The following is a 15,857-nucleotide window of genomic DNA, read 5'->3' on the forward strand; positions in this document are numbered from 1 at the left end:
TTCAATCAGGGTCGCTGATAGCCCAACGAGGGCGGGCTGCAAAGGCCGGACTTGGCCTAGGCTCAGGGCATGTGGTCACATGAGGCGGCGGGGCGGCACGCCTCAGGCTGGTCCGTCCTCTTCGGCTGCATCCGTCGCGGCGTCCCCGTCCAGCGTCCCCGTCAGGCGGAAGCCGATGCGCTTCGGCGGGGCGTCCGGCCTGGCCTTCGGAATCGCGCGCAGCATGACGCCGAGCTGGGAGACGTGCTGGATGAGCTGGGCGCGGATGCCGCGCGGGTCCATGCCGTAGAAGGTGACGATATCGGGATCGAAGTACCCGATCCCCCTGATGCGCATGAGGTCGCCGCCGCTGCCGGTGATCGCGATGGCCGCCTCGTGGTCCTCGTCCAGGCCCTCCTCGAACTTGCGGATGTAGAGGGCCAGCCGTTCGTAGGCCCAGCGGGCCGGGCTCTTGCGCTCGGGCGGGGTGGCGGACATGGCAGCGGGAAGCGGCTCGTCCTCGATCCCCGGATCGCCGTCCTCTGTGCGGATGGCAACGGCGCGGGGGAGGGCGGCGGCCTCTTCGGCTTCGGCGGCGGTTTTGATGTCGTCTGTCATGATCGGGAAAAGAGATAGGCCCCGTCCGCGCGACGTCGACGCACCGCGCGGCCCGATTGATGCAGGCAGTTGAGATGCGCCATCGCCTCCGAGATCGCGAGACCGTATTCCGCCGGCCCGATCGTGCGCTTGAAGAGCGGCGCGAAGCATTCATGGGCGGTCCGCGGTTCGGAGAGGTGCGCCTCCAGCCGCTCGAGAGCGCCCTCGTGGTTGGCGATGAGCGCCGCGATGCGGGCGGGCAGGCCGGTGAACGGCAGCTTGTGCCCGGGAAGGACAAGCTGTTCGGGCGTCGCATGGGGGGCGAGGCGATGGCAGGAGGCGAGGAACTCCGCGACGGGATTCGCCTCCGGCTCCGTCGGGTGGACGCCGAGATTGGGGGAGATCGTCGGCAGGAGCTGGTCCCCGCCGATCACGACCTCGCCCGCCTCGTCGAACAGGCAGGCATGCTCGGGCGCATGTCCGTCCCCGCAGCGCACGATCCAGCTCCGTCCCCCGAGGTCGATGCGATCCCCTTCGGCGATTCGCCGGAATCCCAGCGGGATCGGAGCGACGGCATCGGCAAAGTTGAAGGGCCGGCTTGCCTGACGCTCGGCAAGGGTGTCCGCGTCCATGCCGACGGAGCGCCAGAACCGGACGGTCTCGGGCGGCGGCGTTTCCTGCTCGTCCAGCCGGAGCATCCGCGCATAGAGATAGGCGGTTCGCGTCGTGACGATCTCGGCGCCGTCCTCGGCGAGGCGGCCGGCAAGGCCGACATGGTCGGGGTGGTGATGCGTGAGGAGGACGCGTCTGATCGGCCGGCCGGCCAGCGGGCCATCGCGAAACGCGTCCAGCGCGGCGCGGCAGGGCGCCGTGTTCACCCCGGTATCAACCAGCGTCCATCCGTCCGTCTCTTCCAGCGCGTAGATGTTGACGTGATCGAGCGCCATGGGCAGCGGCAGTCGCGCCCAAAGGATGCCGGACGCGACCTCAACGGCCTCCCCCGGTCCCGGCGGTTCGGAGAACGGGTAGCGCAGCGGGTCCGGCGGACGGGAGGCGTGTTCAGGCCGCAAGATCGTCCAGACTGAGCGCGTAGAGCGTCCCGGCACCTTCCTTTGCTTCGGCAAGGAGCGACTCGTGTTCGGGCAGGAGCCGGGAGACGAAGACCTGGGCCAGCGCCGCATGTGCGCCGCCCGCCCGCGCGGCGCGCAGGTGGCAGTGACCGCCCAGCACGCGCGCGAAGGCGCGCAGGAACGGCGTCGCGCCGGCGAGACGGTCCTTCCCCTCGAGGGCAACCATCGCCTCGACCCCTTCGCGCAGGTTCTCGGCGGCGTGCCAGACGGGTTCGGCAAGCTCCGGCATCTCGGCCCGCGCCGCTTCGGCCTCTGCGGAGATCTCGTCGATCAGGGCCAAGGCTGCCTCGCCGTTGTCGGCCATCTTGCGGCCGACGAGGTCCATGGCCTGAATGCCGTTGGTGCCTTCGTAGATCGCGGTGACCCGCACGTCCCGGAAGAACTGGGACGCGCCCGTTTCCTCGACATAGCCCATGCCGCCATGGACCTGGATGCCGAGGTCCGAGACGGCGATGCCGGTATCGGTGCCGTAGGCCTTGGTGATCGGGATCAGGAGCTCGGCGCGCGCGCGCCAGCCGCCGTCCCCAGTGGCGCGGGCCATGTCGAGCGCGACGGCGTTCATCAGCGCGATGGACCGGGCCGCCCGGATCTCCGCCTTCATCAGGGACAGCATTCGGCGCACGTCGGGATGCTCGGCGATGGTGCCGGTGCCCTCCGCGCGACCCTGCTTGCGGTCCATCCCGTAGCTCAGCGCCTGCTGCCACGCCGCTTCGGCCACGCCGATGCCCTGTGCCCCCACGCCGAGGCGTGCGTTGTTCATCATGGTGAACATCGCCGCCATGCCGCCCTGTTCGGGGCCGACGAGCCAGCCCTTGGCGTCCTCGTACTGCATGACGCAGGTGGGAGAGCCGTGCAGACCGAGTTTCTCCTCGAGGCTGACCACGGAGACGCCGTTCGCGACACCGGCATTACCGGCCTCGTCCGGCAGGCGCTTCGGCACGAGAAAGAGGCTGATCCCCCGTGTGCCCTTCGGCGCGTCGGGCAGCCGGGCGAGGACGAGGTGGCAGACATTTTCGGCGAAGTCGGTGTCGCCCCATGTGATGTAGATCTTCTGACCGCTGATCCTGTAGGCGCCGTCGCCGTCCGGAACCGCCTTCGTCGTCAGCGCGCCGACGTCGCTGCCCGCCTGAGGCTCGGTCAGGTTCATCGTTCCGGTCCATTCGCCGGAAATGAGCTTCGGCAGGTAGAGCGCCTTGATCTCGTCCGAGGCATGGGCAGCGATCGCCTCGATCTGGCCTTGGGTCAGGAGCGGGTTGAGCTGAAGCGACAGGCACGCGCCGCTCATCATGTCGTTGACGGCTGTCTGGATGGCGATGGGCAGGCCCATGCCGCCGTATTCGGGATCTGCGCTGAGGGAGACCCAGCCGCCGTCGGCAATCGCGCGGAAGCCGTCCCCGTAGCCGGGGCTCGTCCGGACGACGCCGTTCTCGAGCCGTGCGGGATGCGTGTCGCCGGGGCGCTGGAGCGGGGCGAGGATTTCGGTGCAGACCTTGCCGGCCTCCTCGAGAATGGCCTCGGTCACATCCGGGCCGGCGTCCTCGTAATGCCCGGTCTCCCGGACCCGGTCGAAACCGGCAACCTGTTCCAAAAGGAAACGGATATCGTGCGTCGGGGCGCGATAGGGCATGGGCTGGTCACTCCTCCTTCGTCATCCGTTCCCCAGCGGCGGTCCCTCCCGGCTTGGCGCCGGAGACCCAGTGGCTTAAGAGCGGATGATCCGAACCCTAGCACCCGTCCCCGGCCTCGCTAGGGCAAACGCAGCGTCACGACCGCGAGGCACCGACGATGGACCGGAAGACCGCGCTCCTTGCGTCCGATGCCTCCGGGATCACCCGCGCGGCAGAGCTTCTGCGGCAGGGCGGGCTCGTCGCGCTGCCCACCGAGACGGTCTATGGCCTCGGCGGCGATGCGACGAACGGTGAGGCCGTCGCCGGCATCTTCGCGGCCAAGGGACGGCCCAGCTTCAACCCGCTCATCGTGCATCTGCCGGACGCGTCCGAGGCAGGTCGCTACGCCGTCTTGTCCCCCGAGGCGGAGGCGCTGGCGGAGCGGTTCTGGCCGGGCCCGCTGACCCTGGTCCTGCCGATGCGGGCGGACACGGAGCTTTCGCCCCTCGTCTCCGCCGGCCTGCCGAATGTCGCGCTCCGGGTGCCGGCGCTGGAGCTGGCCCGTGGGCTGCTGCGCGAAACCGGGCGGCCGGTGGCCGCGCCCTCCGCGAACCGCTCGGGGCGTGTGAGCCCTACCCGGGCGGCGCATGTGATGGACGGGCTCTCGGGCCGCATCGATGCTGTGCTCGACGGCGGCCCGGCGGATGTGGGTGTGGAATCGACCATCGTCGGGCTCTGGGACGTGCCTCGCCTCCTGCGGCCCGGTGGGCTCCCGGCCGAGGAGATCGAGGAGGCGCTCGGCCGCCCTCTGGCCGGGCCGCCGGACGGAGGGGCGCCCGCCGCGCCCGGCATGCTCGCCTCGCATTACGCGCCCGGCGCATCGGTGCGTCTCGGAGCCACGGGGATCGAGGTGGGCGAGGTTCTGCTCGGGTTCGGGGACGCGCCCGGGGCAGCACTGAACCTCTCGCCCGCGGGAGATCTGCGGGAGGCGGCGGCGAACCTTTTCGGTTATCTTCGTGATCTCGACGGAATGGCCCCGGTCATCGCCGTGTCGCCCATTCCGGAGACGGGCCTCGGGCGCGCGATCAACGACCGCCTCCGCCGGGCCGCCGCGCCGCGGTGAGCGCGGCACGGATCGCGCTCAGAGGATCAGGCGTGGCCCGCCATCGACGACAGCATCCGCGGGTCGACGCCCATGGTCTCCACCGCCAGCTTCCACTTCGCCTCGCTGTCCTCGGCGAAGACAAGGTCCGGCGTCGCGTCGCAGGTCAGCCATCCGTTCGAGGCGATCTCATGCTCGAGCTGACCCGGCCCCCACCCGGCATAGCCGAGCGCGAGGAGCGCGCGCCCCGGTCCGTTGCCGCGGGCGATGTCCTCGAGAATGTCGAGCGTCGCGGTCATGCCGTAGCCGTCGCCGACCGGCATGGTCGACTCGCTCTCGACGTAATCGCCCGAATGGAGGACGAAGCCGCGACCGTGCTCCACCGGACCGCCGACATGGATGCGGATGTCCCGCTCGGGCGGCGTGGGGGAGAGGTCGAGCTGCTCCAGCAGGTCGACGAAGTCCAGCTCGTCCGCCGGCTGGTTGACGACAAGTCCCATCGCGCCCTCGTCCGAATGGGCGCAGACGAAGATCACGGTCTTGTCGAAGCGGGTATCGCCCATGCCCGGCATGGCGATGAGGAGTTTGGCGGTCAGGTCGGTCATTTCGGTCATGGTGACAAGGATGGGCCTCGGAACGTGTCGCGGCAAGGGCACCCCGGCGAAAGGTGTCAGCCCCGTAGCCGATTTGTGAGTTTCCCGTGCGGGGGCGGGCCGCTAGCTTCGCGCCCATGATCAAGCCCCGCCTCCTTCGTTCGGCCCGTGCCGCACTGGCCGCCGCCTGTCTGTCCCTTGCCGCACTGCCCGGCCACGCGAACGGTCCCGAGGAGGGGCTTCGTGCCGCGCGCATCCTGCCGGGGTGGGTGGAGGCGGACGGGCGCCGGATCGTCGCCCTCGAACTGGATCTCGCGGAAGGGTGGAAGACCTATTGGCGCAGCCCCGGCGAAATGGGCCTGCCGCCGCGCTTCGACTGGACAGGATCGGGCAACCTCGTGCGCGCCGAGCCGCTCTGGCCGGAACCCACGATCTTTCCGAGCAGGCTCGGGGATGTGATCGGCTACAAGGGCGAGGTGATTCTCCCCATTGCCCTTCAGCCGGCGGAGCCCGGCGCCCCGATCGAGCTCGACGCGCTGGTGGAAATCGGCGTCTGCGCCGAGGTCTGCGTTCCGGTGTCGATGCATCTGGCCGCGCGGCTGGACGGGCACGGCGCTTCCGATCCCCGCATTCGGGCCGCTCTCGCCGACCGTCCGGCGCGGATAGCGGCCGATGCGCGCTGCAGGATCGATGCCGCGGGGCGCGATCTCGCGCTGACGGCCGCCATAGCGGCGCCCGATCTCGGCGGGGAAGAGACGGCGATCGTGGAGACGGGCGATCCGCACCTCTACGCGATCGGCACGGAATCGGAGCGCCGGGGCGGGACACTCCACGTCCGCTCGACGCTGGCCGGAGGCACCGCCGGGGTCAACCGGGGCGCGCTGCGCTTCACGCTGGTGGGCGCGGGCGGCGCGGTCGAGATCCTGGGCTGCACCGCGAACTGAGGCTCATGCGGCGAGCCGGCGCCGCCCCGCGATGGCGATGGCTGCCATCGCGATCAGGTAGACCGCAGCCACGATCCCGAACGTGCCCGCGATGAAGAGGCCGAGCGCCGCGCCGGATCCTGCGCCCTCCATCCCGGTGGCTGTCGCGAGCGGCGGCCAGATCACGCCCCGTACGAGCGCGTGCCCGAGCGTCGCGGCGAACAGCGCGAGCGTGCCAAAGCCCGCGAGCGCGACCGCCGCAGTGACGCTCCGCCCCCGGCCCGGCCGGCCGACGGCGCGCCTGAGCGCCACTTGCTGCCGGCGCAGGTCATGCTGCACCGCCAGCATCGCCGGCACCGCGATCAGGACGAGAATGACGCCGAAGCCGAGGCCGTAGACCAGCGTGACGACCGTCGGTTTCAGGAACTGCGCCTGGCTCGACGGCTCGTAGAGGAGGGGCATCAGGCCGAAGACGGTTGTCAGCGTCGTCAGCATCACCGGGCGGAGCCGATCCACCGCGCCGTCCACGATGGCGGGACGGAGGCCGCGCTCGGCGGAATATTCGTCCACCGTTGTCACGAGCACGATGGAGTCGTTGATGATGATGCCGGACATTCCGATCAGGCCGACCACGGTGAACATCGACATCGGGATGTCCCACGCCGCATGCCCGTAGATGGCGCCGATCAGACCGAAGGGGATGACGGCCATGATCAGGAGCGGCCTCGTCCAGGAGGAGAAGACCCAGGCGAGGGTGAGGAAGATCCCGAGGAGGCAGAGCCCGAAGCCGAAGGCCGCATCCGCGAGGAAGCTGCGCTCCTGCTCCGCGAGGCCGGACAGGTTCCAGCCCACGCCGAACTCCGATTCGATGCGGGGCAGGATGTCCTCCTCCAGCGCGCGCGTGACCTCGGCGGCGGCGGCCGGGTCGTCATCGGCGATCTCGCCGAAGACCGAAACGACGCGCAGACCGTTCTCACGCCGGATGGAGGAAAAGCCGCTTTGCCGCTCGACGTTGACGATGTCGGCGAGGGGAACGTAGGCGCCCTCCGGCGTCCTCAGAAGCGTCCGGTCGAGGAAGTCGGCGGTCAGCTCGTCCTCCGGCAGCTCGACCCGGATCGTCGCGCTGCGATTGCCGTCCGGGTAGGTCGCGGCCTCGATCCCGTTCAGGCGATTGCGCAGGACGAGGCCCAGCCCGTCGATGGTAAAGCCAAGAGCGGCGCCTTGCGGCGTCAGATCGAGGATCTGCTCCTCCTTGTCGTAGGAGAGCGTATCCTCGAGGCCGGAGACCTCCGGGAAGGCGCCCGCCTCTTCCTTGAGCCGCTCCGCCGCGGCCTTCAGGGTCGCCGTTTCCGCGCCGTAGAACTGCACGTCGAGGGAATCTCCGCCGGGGCCGCCGTAATTGCCGCGGAAGCTGATCGTCTCCAGCATCGGGTGGCGCTCCACCGCGTCCTGAAGGCGGCCGACGAACTCGAAGCTGGAATAGGGGCGGGCGTCGGCATCGATCAGCTCCACGGCGATCGAGCCGAGCTGATAGCTTTCCTTGGTCTCGGTGGAGGCAAGGCCGCGGCCGGTATTCCCGCCGATCTGCGCGATGGCGTAGTCCACCGGGTTGGTGCCGAACTCCTCCTCGTAGCCTGCACCGACCGCCTCGACTGCGGCCTGGATCGCGCGCATCTGGTCCAGCGATTCCTCCCGCGTCGCGCCCGGCGCCATGGCGAAGTTCCCGTCCACGGAGCCTTCCTCCGGCGCCGAGAAGAACCGCCACTGCACGGATCCCGCCACGAGTTGCGACATCTGGAGCGCCAGGAGGACGACGAGCGCCGCGAGGACCGGGTACCGCGCCCAGAGGACGAAGCGCATCACCGGGCGGAACGCGCGCTCCTTCACCCAGTCGAACCCGCGGTTCACCTGGCGCGACGGCCAGTCGTACCAGCGGTCCGGCCCGCCGACGGAATGGGCCATGTGGTTGGGCAGGATCACGAAGCACTCGACGAGCGAGGCCACCAGAACGACGATCACGGTATAGGGGATGTCCGCGATCATCTCTCCGAAGCGCCCGCCGATGGCGGTGAGGCCCATGAAGGCGATGATGGTGGTGATGGTGGCGGAGAAGACCGGCCCCGCCATGCGGGAGGCGGCGGTGGCGGCGGCGACGTCCGGTGGTTCCCCGAGCGTCCGGGCGCGGAAATCGGCGTGCTCGCCGACGACGATGGCGTCGTCCACCACGATGCCGAGGGTCAGGATCAGCGCGAAGAGCGAGATCATGTTGAGCGTGAGACCGGCGGTATACATCAGGAAGATCGCGGCGCACATGGCGACGGGGATGCCGGCCGCCACCCAGATCGCGGTGCGCGCATTCAGGAACAAAAACAGCAGTCCGACGACGAGGGCGAGACCCGTCAGGCCGTTCTCCAGCAGGATGTCGAGGCGGCTGGAAATCTGCTCCGACCGTGTGCGGATGAGGTCGATGGTAACGCCGCGGGGCAGCGTGGTCTCGAGTTCCGCCGCAACCTCCTCGACGGTGCGCTGGATGCCGATCGCATCTCCCGTGGCGGAGCGGGCAACGCTGACGGAAAGCGCCGGATTGTCCCCGACGAAGTAGCCGATGTCGCGGGCGGCGCCCTCCACGGTGATCTCCGCGACGTCCCCGACCGTGAGCTGCGAGCCGTCCGCGTTGGAGCGCAGGACGATGCCGGCAATGGCCTCGGGCGTGCGTTTCGCGGTGCCGGTGCGGACGCGGGCATTGGCGCCGGCAACGTCCCCGGCAGGGCTCGCGTCGGCCTCAGCGGCGATGGCGGCCGCGATCTCCTGCATGGTCACGTCGTTGCGGATGAGCGAGGCCGTCTGAACCTCGATCAGCGTGTTGGGTGCGGCGATGCCCCGAATCGACGTGCGCGTGACGCCTTCGGCGAAGAGGCGGGTGATGAGCGTGTCGGCGATCCGGCCGAGCTGCTCGACGCCGATGGGGCCGGCGATGATCGTGTCCGTCACCCTGTCCCGCCAGGCGGAGCGGGAGACAACGGGCTCGTCCGCATCGTCGGGCAGGTTGGTCACCCCGTCCACCGCCTGCTGCACGTCGTCGGCCGCGCGGGACATGTCCCAGCCGGGCTCGAATTCCAGCTCGATGCGGGCGCGGCCCTCGGAGGCGCGGGATTCGCTCTCAGCCACGCCTTCGACGGCGAGAAGGGCGGGCTCCAGAAGCGCGACGATGGCGCGGTCGACATCTTCCGCGCCGGCTCCGGACCATGTGACGTTGACGTCCACCTCGTCGCTGACGATATCCGGGAAATACTGCGCCCGCATGTTCGGGAAGGCGGCGATGCCGGCCGCGATCATCAAAACGAGGATCAGGTTCGCCGCGGTGCGATGGCGGGTGAAATAGCCGAAGAAGCCGCCGCCGCGTTCTGTCGCCATGGCGTTCAGCCTCCCGTCCGGGCTTCGATGCGCGCGACGACGGAGGCGGGCACGCTCTCCTGCTGCAGCTGCGCAAGAACGCGGGCGCGGGCCTCCTCGGGCATGGCGCCCATGTCTTCCACCGCCGCGATCAGGGCGGCGCGGCGCTCGGGCGTCAGGGGGATGGTGCCCTCGTCTGCGCCGGGCTCCGCTCCGCCCGTGCCGCGGGAGGCGATGTCCCCGGCCGGACGCGTCCCGCCCGCGGCCTCGCGCTCGGCGGTGAGGTCCCGGACCTTGATGCCGGGGCCGACGAGCGGGGTCCGCTCGGCCACGACGCGAAGGCCGGCCAGATCGGGGGCGCTGACGATCACGTCGTCGCCCTGACGCCGGAGCAGATCCACGGCGGCGAGAACGAGCCGCTCCTCCTCGTCCAGGACAAGGACCGTGTCGTCGGACGCGAGCGCGGTGGAGGGCAGGCGGGAGACGTTTTCCAGCGCCGGTTCCTCGACGTGGACGGTGACGAAGTCCCCCGGCCGGAACCCCGCGAATTCGGACAGGCGGGCGAACAGGAGCCGCCCGGTGACCCCCTCCCCCACGGCAGCGCTGACGCGGGAGAGCCGGCCTTGCGCCTCGAGCCCGAGACCGAGGACGTCGAGCGTGACGCGCACCTCGGCATCCCGCAAACCGCCACTTTCGTCGAGGAGGCGGGCATATTGCGCGGTGGAGATGCGGAAGGCGACCTCAAGCGCGTCGGGGTCGATCAGCGTGGCGATCTGCTCGTTGGCAGTGACGAGCCCCCCCTCCACGACGGCGACATCGGCGAGCGTGCCGGTGAAGGTCGCGCGGATCTCGGTATCCTCGACGGCGCGCTCGGCGACAGCGAGGGCCAGTCGGGAGCGGGAGAGGGCGTTTCGGGCGGTTTCGACCCGCGCTTCCCCGTCCGCCTCGGATTGTCGCCGCGTGAGGACGGACTGGCGCGCGCTCGATTCGGCGAGCGCCGCCTCCTCGACGGCGGCCGCCGTGCCGATCCCGCGATCCTGAAGGTCCTGCTGGCGCTGGAGCGCGGCCTGCCTCAGCTCGGCCTGCGCCTCGGCGGCGGCGCGCTCGTCACGCGTGATCTCCACCGCGCGCTCGGCCTCCCGAAGCTCAGCCTCCGCCTCCGCGAGATCGGTGCGGGCGTTGTCGAGCGCGGTCTCGGCATCGAGCGGGTCGATCCTGGCCAGGAGCTCCCCTTCCGTCACCGTCGCGCCATCCTCGAAGTTGTCCGCAAGTTCCACGATCCGCCCGGCGAGGCTGGCGCGGATCTGAAGGGTGCGGCGGCTCTGGACGTTGCCGAAGGCGGTAAGCGTCGGCGCGATCACCTCCGGCACGATCTCCGCGGTGTTGACGGCGATCACGGTTTCCTGCCCCGGCCTCTGGCGAACCTCGCGGTTCATCCGCTCCTCCACCGCGCCGCGCAGCAGGCCGCCCGCATAGGCCAGCAGGCCGAGCGTCGCGGCGAGCAGGAACAGGCCGGTCAGGGAACGTCCGAGAAAGCGCATGTAATTCCGTCCTTCCGAATGCAGCGCAAGGGTAGAGGTGGCTGCGGGCAGGTCATAGCCCTGACGTGATCAACGCACGGACACGTCAACTCCGTCGCGAACTATGCCTCGGGATCGGTTTACTTTCTGCGAAGATGTTCATCGAGGCGGGGCATGATCTCGACGAAGTTGCAGGGCCGGTGCCGGTAATCCAGCTGGGCGGCGAGGATCCTGTCCCACCCGTCGCGGCAGGCGCCGGGGCTTCCGGGCAGCGCGAAGAGGAAGGTGCCTCCCGCCACGCCGGCGCAGGCCCGGGACTGGACGGCGGAGGTGCCGATGCTCTCCATGCTGACGAGGGTGAAGATCGTGCCGAAGGCGTCGATCTCCTTTTCGTAGACGTCGCGATGCGCCTCGACCGTCACGTCCCGGCCCGTCAGCCCGGTCCCACCGGTCGAGATGATCGCCTCGACCGACGCATCCGCGATCCAGCTCCGGAGTTGCCGCGCTATGGCGTCCCGGTCGTCCGCGACGATGGCACGCGCGCAGAGGACGTGACCGGCGGCTTCGATGCGCTCGGCCAGGGTATCGCCGGACCGGTCATCCTCAGGGGTTCGCGTGTCCGAGACGGTCAGGACGGCGATCCGGACGGGAATGAAGGCGCGGTCGCTCACAGCTCGAACCATGTCGGCGCCGGGCCGAGGTTGTTGACCGAGGTCGTGCCGATGGACCCCGAGCGGCCCCAGCAATCGTGGATATGACCACAGACCACGAGCCTCGGCTGGATGCGTTCGATGGCGTCGCGGAGGGCGACCGAGCCGACGGAGCCTTTGCCGTCGACCACGTCGGCGACGCCCTTCGGCGGTGAATGCAGGACGAGGATGTCCGCGCTCCCGATCCCGGCGAGCGCCGTTTCCGCCTCCTCCTCGGTCAGGTCCCACGACCCCCATGGCAGCGGGGGCAGGGGCGGGATGCCGCCGCCGAGGCCTGCGATCGTGACGCCGCTTTTGGTGCAGGTCTCGCCATGCAGCACGGTTGCCGTCGTCGCATCTCGCAGGGCGCTCAGCGACTCGTTGTTGCCGGGCACGAAGACGGCCTTGGCGGCGAGGGGGGCGAGCGCGTCCATCACCTCCGTCAGCCCCTCGTGGGAGGTGGCGAAGTCTCCCGCGCCGAGGACGAGATCGGCCTCCTCGGCGGCCCTGATCAGCCCGGCGCAGGCTTCCAGATCTCGGTGAACATCGGAAAAGGCGAGGATTCGCATGTGGATCGCTCCTGGGGGATCGCGCCGCGCGGGCGGCTCGCCCGAGAGACTATGCCGCCGTCGGCCCCTGTCCAGCGCCTCAGCCGCGCAGGCGGGCCTGAAGCGACAGAAGGTCGGACCAGGCCTCGCGCTTCGCCTCGGGCGTGCGCAGCAGATAGGCGGGGTGGAACATCGGCAGGGCGGGCCGCCCCTCCACCTCCGTCCAGCGGCCGCGCAGGCGCGACACGCCCCGGCGGCCCATCAATGCGTGGCAGGCGATGTTGCCCGCCAGGACGATGACGTCGGGGTCCGCAAGTTCGACATGCCGCTTCACGAAGGGCACCATCATGGCGATCTCCCCCGCATCGGGGTCGCGGTTCTGCGGCGGGCGCCAGGGTAGGATGTTGGTGATGTAGAGGCCGTCGGGTCCGTCCGTCTCCCGCGAGCGGCCGATGGCGGCGAACATCCGGTCGAGCAGTCGGCCGGCCTTGCCGACGAAGGGGCGGCCTGCCTCGTCCTCCTCCCGGCCCGGCGCTTCGCCGATGACCATGATCCGGGCCGCGGCGTGTCCGTCCGAGAAGACCGTGTGCCGCGCACCCTTCTTCAGATCGCAGAGCTCGAAGGCCTCGAGCGCCCCCCGGAGCGCGTCCAGATCGCTGGCGGCCGCGGCGGTGTCCCGCGCGGCCTGGACGGGGTCCACCTCCGGCTGGACGAACGGCGCGGGCGGCGCCTCCGCCTTCGCCTCGGCACGGGTGGGCGGCGCGGCGGCTGGTTTCGGGGCGCTCGGTTCCTCCAGCGCGTACCGGTCGATCGGGGACTCGGAGATCGCCTCGTCGACCCCGAGTTCGACCTGCCAGGCCAGCGCCGCGAGCGCGGCTTCATATGTCAGACCTTGATCCACGCCCTCACCGCTAGCTCATCTACGTCGGCGCTGGAAGCGGGCCGTTGCCCCGGCCGCCCGGCTTTGACATAAGCTCGGACCGAGCCGACAGACGGGGACGCCTGATGACCTTCCGCGCCAGACATCTGCTCGGAATCGAGCATCTCGCGCCAGACGAGATCACGGCGATTCTCGATCTTGCCGATGACTACGTGTCCCTCAACCGCTCCACGCAGAAGCATGGCGACGCGCTGGCCGGTCTGACCCAGATCAACATGTTCTTCGAGAACTCCACCCGGACGCAGGCGAGCTTCGAGCTGGCCGGCAAGCGTCTCGGGGCGGACGTGATGAGCATGGCGATGGCCGCCTCCTCGATCAAGAAGGGCGAAACCCTGATCGACACGGCGCTCACGCTGAATGCGATGCATCCAGACATCCTCGTGGTGCGGCATCCCAATTCGGGGGCGGTGAACCTGCTCGCGGAGAAGGTTGCCTGCGCCGTCCTGAATGCGGGAGACGGGCGCCACGAGCATCCCACGCAGGCGCTTCTCGATGCGCTCACGATCCGCCGCAAGAAGGGCCGGCTGCATCGGCTGACCGTCGCGATCTGCGGCGATGTCGCCCATTCGCGGGTGGCCCGGTCGAACATCCTGCTTCTGGGGCGGATGGAGAGTCGCGTGCGCCTCGTCGGACCGCCGACGCTGATCCCCTCGCAGGCGCGGGACTGGGGGGTCGAGGTCACGCACGACATGGAGACCGGCCTGAAGGATTGCGACGTGGTGATGATGCTGCGCCTCCAGAAGGAGCGGATGGACGGCGGCTTCATTCCCTCCGAGCGCGAATACTACCACCGCTTCGGGCTCGACGCCGAGAAGCTCGCCCATGCCAGGGAGGACGCCATCGTGATGCATCCCGGACCCATGAACCGCGGTGTCGAGATCGACGGGACCATCGCGGACGACATCAACCGCTCGGTCATCCAGGAGCAGGTGGAGATGGGCGTGGCCGTGCGAATGGCGGCGATGGACCTCCTGGCCCGGAACCTCCGCGCAGAGCGGAGCGCGGCGGCATGAGCGGGCGCGTCGATGTACCGGCCGGAGAGACCGGCGTGATCCGAGTCTTCGCGGTGGACGGCACGGCGGGCACGCCGTTCTCCGCGCAGGAGGCCGAGGCGGCGCTGGGCGGCGACACGCTCGACAAGAGCAGGCTGGAGGTGGTGAACCTCGAGGATCTCATGGGGGTCGGGCTGACGGGCTACCTGATCGAAGGGCTGGGGGCCGATCCGGACGAGGTCGCGCCAGACCGGCAGAAGCTCGACAACCTGTCGGGGCAGGCCGTGATCGTGCCATCCTCCGCGTTCGAGGGGCGGGCGGTGACGCTGGAGCCGCGCGCTCCGCTCACGGAAATCGGGGCCTACAGGGAGATCGAGGCGACGCCCGCGACCGGCCCGATCGAGAGCGAGTCGGCATCGGGCTCCATGGCGCGTCCGGACCGCGGCTCCCGCGCGCCGAGGCTCGCCACGCCGCTGGCGGCTCTGATCCTCGTGCTCGTCGCGCTCGGCGTTCTTATCTGGCTCCTGGCAAGCTGATGGCGCGCACGGTTTTCAACGACGCCCGACTGATCGACCCGGTTGCCGGCACGGACTCGCGCGGCTGGCTCCTCGTGGAGAATGGTCGCATCGTCGCGACGGGGCAGGATGCGGCGCCCGAGCCGCAGGGCGGCGAGACGCGGATCGACTGCGGCGGGCGCGCCCTGGCGCCGGGGATCGTGGATCTCGGCGTCAAGGTCTGCGAGCCGGGCGAGCGTCACAAGGAGAGCTTCCGCTCCGCCGGCCGCGCGGCCGCGGCGGGAGGCGTGACGACGATGGTCACGCGGCCGGATACGCTGCCCACCATCGACAGCCCGGAGACGCTCGAATTCGCCCTGCGCCGCGCGGCCGAGGCGGCCCCGGTGCGCATCGCACCGATGGCGGCGCTGACCAAGGGCCGCGAAGGGCGCGAGATGACGGAGATCGCCTTCCTGCGCGATGCCGGAGCGGTGGCCTTCACCGACGGGGATATCGTGATCGCGAATACCCGCGTCCTTTCCCGCGCCATGGCCTATGCGTGCGAGCTTGGCGCGCTCATCGTGTCCCACCCGCAGGAGCCGGGGCTCTCGGCCGGCGCGTCCGCGACCTCCTCGGCCTTTGCCGCGCTCCGGGGCCTGTCGATGGTCTCGCCGATGGCGGAGCGGATGGGGCTCGACCGGGATATCTCCCTCGTGGAGATGACGGGCGTGCGGTACCATGCCGACCAGATCACCTGCGCCCGCGCCCTGCCGTCCCTCGAACGGGCAAAGGGCAACGGGTTCGACGTCACCGCCGGCACCTCGATCCACCACCTCACGCTGAACCTGATCGACGTCGGGGATTACCGCACCTTCTTCAAGATCAAGCCGCCGCTGCGCTCCGAGGAGGACCGGCAGGCCATCGTGGAGGCGGTGGCATCGGGCCTGATCGATACCATCTCGAGCTTCCACACGCCGCAGGACGAGGAGAGCAAGCGCCTGCCCTTCGAGGAGGCCGCGTCCGGCGCCGTTGGGCTGGAGACGCTCCTGCCCGCCGCCATGCGCCTCTATCACGCGGGCGCGCTGAGCCTGCCGCAGCTCTTCCGGGCGATGTCCACGAACCCCGCCAAACGTCTCGGCCTCGAGGTCGGGCGGCTGTCGAAGGGCGCTCCCGCGGATCTCGTCCTCTTCGATCCCGATGCGCCGTTCGTGCTCGACCGGTTCGCCCTGCGCTCCAAGTCCCGCAATACTCCGTTCGACGGCACGCGGATGGAGGGCCGGGTCCTCGGCACGTGGGTCGGCGGCCAGCGGATTTTCGGCGAATGATCCCCTCCGCCAGCGTCTCAGGAGC

General features: G+C 70.0%; 14 protein-coding genes. 5 read left to right on the forward strand and 9 right to left on the reverse strand.

All coding sequences use genetic code 11. The features are described 5' to 3' along the window. Nucleotides 1-102: 102 nt before the first annotated feature. From DQG15_RS10605 to DQG15_RS10615, 3 genes are read right to left on the reverse strand one after another with little or no spacing between them, the layout of a single operon-like run. Nucleotides 103-597, reverse strand: coding sequence for a DUF6173 family protein (locus tag DQG15_RS10605; RefSeq protein WP_116085107.1), 495 nt, complete (start codon nt 595-597; stop codon nt 103-105). Further along, nucleotides 594-1,646, reverse strand: coding sequence for an MBL fold metallo-hydrolase (locus DQG15_RS10610; protein ID WP_198665144.1), 1,053 nt, complete (start codon nt 1,644-1,646; stop codon nt 594-596). The genes DQG15_RS10605 and DQG15_RS10610 overlap by 4 nt, the downstream gene beginning before the upstream one ends. Continuing rightward, complete coding sequence (locus DQG15_RS10615) at nt 1,636-3,333, reverse strand: acyl-CoA dehydrogenase (RefSeq protein ID WP_116085110.1); 1,698 nt, start codon at nt 3,331-3,333, stop codon at nt 1,636-1,638. Before DQG15_RS10615 ends, DQG15_RS10610 begins: the two co-directional genes overlap by 11 nt. A 158-nt stretch (nt 3,334-3,491) precedes the next feature. Between DQG15_RS10615 and DQG15_RS10620 the strand changes: the two genes are divergently transcribed. Next, nucleotides 3,492-4,436, forward strand: a complete 945-nt coding sequence (locus DQG15_RS10620; protein WP_116085111.1) for an L-threonylcarbamoyladenylate synthase — start codon at nt 3,492-3,494, stop codon at nt 4,434-4,436. Nucleotides 4,437-4,462: 26 nt separating this feature from the next. On the opposite strand, the gene DQG15_RS10625 is transcribed toward DQG15_RS10620, so the two are convergent. After that, complete coding sequence (locus DQG15_RS10625; RefSeq protein WP_116085113.1) at nt 4,463-5,029, reverse strand: YqgE/AlgH family protein; 567 nt, start codon at nt 5,027-5,029, stop codon at nt 4,463-4,465. Between the two features lie 116 nt (nt 5,030-5,145). Here DQG15_RS10625 and DQG15_RS10630 point away from each other — a divergent pair, with 116 nt between their 5' ends. Next, nucleotides 5,146-5,952, forward strand: coding sequence for a protein-disulfide reductase DsbD domain-containing protein (locus tag DQG15_RS10630; RefSeq protein ID WP_116085115.1), 807 nt, complete (start codon nt 5,146-5,148; stop codon nt 5,950-5,952). 3 nt (nt 5,953-5,955) lie between these two features. Here the strand turns inward: DQG15_RS10630 and DQG15_RS10635 are convergent, their stop codons facing one another. The 5 genes from DQG15_RS10635 to DQG15_RS10655 all read right to left on the reverse strand — a co-directional run bounded on the left by DQG15_RS10635 (nt 5,956) and on the right by DQG15_RS10655 (nt 12,982). After that, nucleotides 5,956-9,345, reverse strand: a complete 3,390-nt coding sequence (locus tag DQG15_RS10635; protein WP_116085116.1) for an efflux RND transporter permease subunit — start codon at nt 9,343-9,345, stop codon at nt 5,956-5,958. Nucleotides 9,346-9,350: 5 nt separating this feature from the next. After that, the gene (locus DQG15_RS10640) at nt 9,351-10,865 is read right to left on the reverse strand and encodes an efflux RND transporter periplasmic adaptor subunit (RefSeq protein WP_116085118.1); all 1,515 of its coding nucleotides are present in this window, start codon (nt 10,863-10,865) and stop codon (nt 9,351-9,353) included. A gap of 119 nt (nt 10,866-10,984) precedes the next feature. After that, on the reverse strand, nt 10,985-11,527 hold the full coding sequence (gene moaB / locus DQG15_RS10645; RefSeq protein ID WP_116085120.1) for a molybdenum cofactor biosynthesis protein B: 543 nt from the start codon (nt 11,525-11,527) through the stop codon (nt 10,985-10,987). Continuing rightward, entirely contained in the window at nt 11,512-12,102 is a 591-nt protein-coding gene (locus DQG15_RS10650; RefSeq protein ID WP_116085121.1) for a metallophosphoesterase, read from the reverse strand. Before DQG15_RS10650 ends, moaB begins: the two co-directional genes overlap by 16 nt. A gap of 79 nt (nt 12,103-12,181) precedes the next feature. Next, nucleotides 12,182-12,982: a uracil-DNA glycosylase gene (locus tag DQG15_RS10655; protein WP_116085123.1), complete on the reverse strand. Its 801-nt coding sequence runs from the start codon at nt 12,980-12,982 to the stop codon at nt 12,182-12,184. 104 nt (nt 12,983-13,086) lie between these two features. Here DQG15_RS10655 and DQG15_RS10660 point away from each other — a divergent pair, with 104 nt between their 5' ends. Genes DQG15_RS10660 through pyrC form a run of 3 tightly spaced genes read left to right on the forward strand, consistent with a single transcriptional unit; the run spans nt 13,087 to nt 15,832 of the window. Then, the gene (locus tag DQG15_RS10660) at nt 13,087-14,034 is read left to right on the forward strand and encodes an aspartate carbamoyltransferase catalytic subunit (RefSeq protein WP_116085125.1); all 948 of its coding nucleotides are present in this window, start codon (nt 13,087-13,089) and stop codon (nt 14,032-14,034) included. After that, entirely contained in the window at nt 14,031-14,549 is a 519-nt protein-coding gene (locus tag DQG15_RS10665; RefSeq protein ID WP_116085127.1) for a hypothetical protein, read from the forward strand. Before DQG15_RS10660 ends, DQG15_RS10665 begins: the two co-directional genes overlap by 4 nt. Further along, nucleotides 14,549-15,832: a dihydroorotase gene (pyrC, locus tag DQG15_RS10670; RefSeq protein ID WP_116085128.1), complete on the forward strand. Its 1,284-nt coding sequence runs from the start codon at nt 14,549-14,551 to the stop codon at nt 15,830-15,832. The genes DQG15_RS10665 and pyrC overlap by 1 nt, the downstream gene beginning before the upstream one ends. Nucleotides 15,833-15,857 lie beyond the last annotated feature (25 nt).

This window comes from Tropicimonas sp. IMCC34011, from assembly GCF_003390865.1.
Classification (GTDB): Bacteria; Pseudomonadota; Alphaproteobacteria; order Rhodobacterales; family Rhodobacteraceae; genus Tropicimonas_B.